Below are 4,911 nucleotides of genomic sequence, written 5' to 3' on the forward strand. Positions count from 1 at the left end.
CCGGGTGAGGGCAGGGCCGTCATCCCGAACGATTGCCGGTAGCGCGTGAGCTCCGCCATCAGTTCGCGCGTGGCCGGCACCAGGCGGTCCCGGTCGCCCTTGCCGTGCACGGTCAGCCACCAGCGCATGGTGCCGTCGGCATCGCGCCGTACGAAGAACTGGCCCATCGCCACCGTCGCTTGCACAGGTCGTCTTGTGGATCGCAAAACTTGGTGGCTATCTCGCACGAAAGCATGACATCCGCCCGGTCCTACCGTGATCTGGCGTGGCTTCCTTGCCCTGCACGAGATTACGATGATGTACCGGATATTCCGGCAGAACGGATTACCCACAAGTGCCGTGATCTCGCTACTCGAGACGTATTAGCGCCGCGGCGCCTCCCGGGCGTCGCAGAAAAAGCTCAGGGTATCGTCATCCTTGATCTTGACGTGCCATTCTGCAACACAGTATTTGGCGTCGGAGAACTTCTCCCGCCATCGTTGTGAGAGTTTGCCGATCCAGGCACGCGCTTGCGATGGCATCTGCGGCGAGGAGGCCATCTGCTGCAGCATCTGCAGATGGCCGGGATCTCCCCAGCGGGGGGTGGCTGCAACATGTGCGTTCCAGACAAGCACCACCAGCTTGTATAGCTCGCGCACCGCGGCGATCGGCGTGTCTTCGGTGACGGCCTCGGACAGAAGCGGCTCCCCGAAGTCCAGAATCGTCTCGGAGATCTTGCGTTCGGCCTTGCCCGCGCTTGCTTTGTTCATTGTGTCGTTCCGTTAATGCGCCACCGCAGTTCAGTTCTTTGCTCAGCGCTCGAAAAAGTGTCTCAACTTGTCTGCCCGACCGGGATGCATCAGCTTGCGCATCGCCTTGCTCTCAATCTGACGGATCCGCTCGCGGCTCACGTCGAACTGCCTGCCGACCTCTTCAAGCGTGTGCTCAGAGGTCGTATCAAGCCCGTATCGCAGCCGCAGGACCTTGGCCTCGCGCGGCGACAACCCGTCGAGCGCCTCATCGATCGCGGCGCGCATACTCGCGTGGATCGCGGATTCTGCGGGTGAACTCGCAGACACATCCTCAATCATGTCTCCGAGCGTCGCGTCAGCATCGTCACCCACCGGGGTCTCGAGCGACACAGGTTGCCTCGCGATCCTGAGGATACCGCGTACCTTTTCCTCGGACATCTCCATGCGCTCGGCGAGGACGGCGGGATGCGCGTCATTGCCCGTCTGCTGCAGGATTTCCCGCGATATCCGGTTCAGCTTGTTGATCGCGTCGGTCATGTGCACCGGTACACGGATGGTCCGCGCCTGATCGGCAAGCGCGCGCGTGACAGCCTGCCGGACCCACCAGGTGGCGTACGTCGAAAACTTCCAGCCGCGCCGGTATTCGAACTTGTCCACCGCCTTCATCAGGCCGATATTGCCTTCCTGGATCAGATCCAGGAACGGCATGCCGCGGTTCACGTATTTCTTGGCAATTGAAATGACAAGACGAAGATTCGCCTCGATCATCTCCCGCTTGGCCTGCCGCATTTTCGACTCCGCGGCACTCATCTGGCGGTTGATCTGCTTGAGTTGCTGGAGCGGCAGCGAGACCCTGGCCTCGATGTCAGTGAGTTTCTGCTGCCCGACCTGAATGGCCGGCAGATGTCGCTCGAGGGCGGCGCCAAACGGCCGCGGTGTCGCCGCCATGCGGCTGGTCCATTCAAGGTCGGTCTCGTGGCCCGGGAACGACTCGACAAACGCCTCGTGTGGCATGCCGCAACGGTCGACGGCGATCTCCCGGATGTTGCGCTCGATCGCACGAATCTCAGTGACTTGTTCGTGCACACTGGTGCACAGGCGGTCGATGGTTCGGGCCGTAAAGCGGATCGGCGCCAGCTCGCGCTGGATCTCCGGGCACACGCGCGCAACAGCCGCGGAACGGGCGTTGCCGGTAACGGGCACATCCGCCAACTGCTCGAACAGTGCCCTCACACGCGCGAAAACCGCAAGACTGTCATTCGTGAGTTGTTCGAGGCGCGCTGCGTTCGCTTTCTCCGGATCCCCGGCGTCCGTTTCAACATCGTCACCGTCCGGGTCATGGTCGGCGGGGGGTGTTTCCACATCATCTTCTTCAGACTCCAGCGTCATTCCGCTTTCGTCCACGTCGTCGCTGACGCCATCGACCAGTTCGTCAATACGCAGTTCGCCGGCGACGATGCGGTCCACATCGGCAAGAATCGTGGACACGACCGACGGACACGCAGCGATCGCCTGAATCATGTCCTGCAGGCCGTCCTCGATGCGTTTTGCGATCCCGATTTCGCCGGCGCGGGTCAGCAGTTCGCTGGCGCCCATCTCACGCATGTACATGCGGACCGGATCCGTGGTGCGGCCGAATTCGGAATCGACGGTCGACAGGGCAGCTTCCGCTTCCTCGTCCGCCTGATCGTCGGAGGCCACGGCAGGCCCGGCGTCGTTCAGCAGGAGCGTCTCCGCGTCCGGCGCCTGCTCGTGCACTGCGACCCCCATGTCGCCAAAGGTGCTGACGATCGTCTCCATCGCAGCAGTTTGCGTAAAGTTGTCGGGCAGGTGATCGTTGATGTCCGCGTGGGTGAGATAGCCGCGCTCACGGCCAAGCGCGATCAGCGCGCGCATCTGCCGTTGACGCTCCTCGTCGTGGCGCGCCATCGACGCGACGTCCAGCGGTATCGCTGCGGCCTGGGTTTTTCCCTTTGGCACGCGGCGGCCGGTCTTTGACGTAACCGCGATCACGCGGGATGCTGAATCGTCGCGAACTGGATATGCCAATACATTCTCCTCGACAGGTTGGCCGACGAACGTCGCGAGCATGACAGCAGGTCAGGCTGCCAGCCGGCGTATGAACGGGATCGCGGAATCGTGTGCGACTGCGGCATGGTCATGCATGGTCGCTACTCTGGCGGAAAGCGCAGTTTCGAAAAATGTCGCCCGGCGTGAATCGCGCGGCGCTCGATAGCGCTCGCCGATTCGATAAGTTTTTGCTGTTCGAGGAAGATCAGAAAGGCGCGCGTTGATACCTTCCGGCAGTTAGAGGGCAGCAGGAAGCTTGAGCGAGCGATGCGGTGATCCTCGAACAGGAACACGCCGGTGCGTACCGGGGTAAGGGCGAACTCGTTCATCGCTTCCTGAACAGCCAGCTCACCGAGATTTGATTTCCGCGCGGGCGCCGCTACGGTACCTGTCTGCGTGTGATGCCTGTACACCTTGGTGCCGAGTACGGGAACACCGTGCTGGCGGACCCAACCGGCGATCTGTTCACTCGTCGGCGTACTGTTACGCGTGACTTCGTGCAGCACCATGTCAACCAGTGCGACGGACCATCCCGGCATTAGCAGCAAGTCCAGCGCGTCTGCATAGGCGAGGGTGATCAACGGCCCGGCATCGGGCAACAGCGTAACGTCCGCGTTCGCCATTGCTATTTGCGCAAGGCATTGAGGTCATCAACCATGCTGCGGGTTCTCGCTTCCGGCAGTCGGGGCATCGGTAGATGCGCCTGTGCCATGAGTAAGAACAGGTCCTCGTCACTGTCGATCCCGAGCGCTTCCATTGCCTGGCCGTCGTCAAGACGGCCCAGTGAGAAGTCGAGCAGGGTGCGGAAATTTTCGTTACCGCTGACTTCCGCCGCTTCGAACGTCTCGACCAGATACCGCAACTCGGCGTTGAATAGCGCATTGACGGAGGTGTCGGACTTGGCCGCCAGGATTTTGGCGCGTTTGAGCAGATCACGATCGACCGCTCCGGTGAAATTGACGGTTTCGGGCATGGTTTTCCCTCCATGAACAGCTACGGATATCCTAGCACGTATTTGCGTGTTACACATGTTTATGTGTACGCGCGACACCACTCCCCAGCCAATCGTGTGGTGACCCTTTACCGGGCCTCGACGCTCAAACGCGCCCGCGTTACGTGCCGGGTCCGCCCCGCATGGCTGCAAGCAGAACATCAATGATTCCGTCACGGCCGGCGACAACAGTTGGGCGAAGTACTACCATGCGATCGATGTCTATCCGGCAGCGCAGCCCGACGTCCCAGTGCCCGAGGAAGCTTGCGCCGTGCCACCCGCCAGTCCCTTCCTCCACGTCGGATGGGTCAAAGCCAACCCGGATGGCTGCTGGGACTGGAGGGGAGAGCGCCCGCAAATGCAGGTAATTGAACGCCTTATCGACAGAGTCACTGCGCCAGTACGAACAGCACCATAACTCGTGGCCGGATTGGCGTTCATCGATGGTAGCGCCTCCTTGAGCGCGGCAGCGGCGGCAACGTCCGCCGCTGCGCGACTAGCGTGATACCACCGGGCTCGCGACCGTCGACGCCATGTGGGCGGCGAGAATGCGTCGGATGGCCGCCAGGGATTGTTCGGCGACCGGACTCGGGTTCTCCCGCCGCGGCACATGGAATCCGGGAGTTTTGACGCCCAGCTGTCGGCAGACCGAGGAAAGGCAGGGTTTGCCTGACCCTGCACAACGCTCAACGGCGGCGGCAATCGCGGCGTCACTGACATGCCGACGCAGCCATTCGAGCGTTTGCCGGTCCTGCTCGTTATAGACCCTGATCAGATGCTCCATCGTCGCCTCCCAGAGTACTGTATGTAAATACAGTACTGTTATCTCGTGACAGACGCGCGACAACTCGCAGATTGAGGGGGCGAGCCATCGCGGTGCCGCGGTACACGGGAGGATCCGATTGTGAATCAACTACATACAGTGTCAAAGCCAGATTCAAATGTCCGCGTGCCGGCCAAGTTCAATTGTCCGCTTCTATGGGGACTCGTTTGTCAAGCCTTCTGCATCGTCGGGCGTACGGATCGGGTTTCATGTTGCCATCTTCGTGTGATTAACGTCTGATCCAGGGTCGGGGTGTGACGAGCGTTCCAGCCAGTACCGGAACGAACTTCTATCCG

5 protein-coding genes and 1 pseudogene are annotated in these 4,911 nt (G+C 61.3%); all 6 read right to left on the bottom strand.

Going from position 1 to position 4,911, the window contains the following annotated elements; translation table 11 throughout:
• Positions 1-167, bottom strand: a pseudogene (locus J8I87_RS45545) (integrase); the annotation flags it as partial.
• 195 nt (positions 168-362) lie between these two features.
• Positions 363-749, bottom strand: a complete 387-nt coding sequence (locus J8I87_RS43265) for a hypothetical protein (protein WP_209938737.1) — start codon at positions 747-749, stop codon at positions 363-365.
• A 42-nt stretch (positions 750-791) separates the two neighbouring features.
• Entirely contained in the window at positions 792-2,822 is a 2,031-nt protein-coding gene (gene rpoD / locus J8I87_RS43270) for an RNA polymerase sigma factor RpoD (protein WP_209938739.1), read from the bottom strand.
• Between the two features lie 80 nt (positions 2,823-2,902).
• Positions 2,903-3,424 carry a hypothetical protein gene (locus J8I87_RS43275; protein WP_209938741.1) on the bottom strand — a complete coding sequence of 174 codons (522 nt, stop codon included), beginning with the start codon at positions 3,422-3,424 and terminating at the stop codon, positions 2,903-2,905.
• Positions 3,425-3,426: 2 nt separating this feature from the next.
• The gene (locus J8I87_RS43280; RefSeq protein WP_209938743.1) at positions 3,427-3,774 is read right to left on the bottom strand and encodes a hypothetical protein; all 348 of its coding nucleotides are present in this window, start codon (positions 3,772-3,774) and stop codon (positions 3,427-3,429) included.
• 514 nt (positions 3,775-4,288) lie between these two features.
• Positions 4,289-4,576 (bottom strand): hypothetical protein, encoded by a 288-nt coding sequence (locus J8I87_RS43285; RefSeq protein ID WP_209938744.1) that lies wholly within the window; start codon positions 4,574-4,576, stop codon positions 4,289-4,291.
• Positions 4,577-4,911 lie beyond the last annotated feature (335 nt).

The sequence above is a fragment of the Paraburkholderia sp. LEh10 genome (assembly GCF_017814945.1).
Taxonomy (GTDB): Bacteria; Pseudomonadota; Gammaproteobacteria; order Burkholderiales; family Burkholderiaceae; genus Paraburkholderia.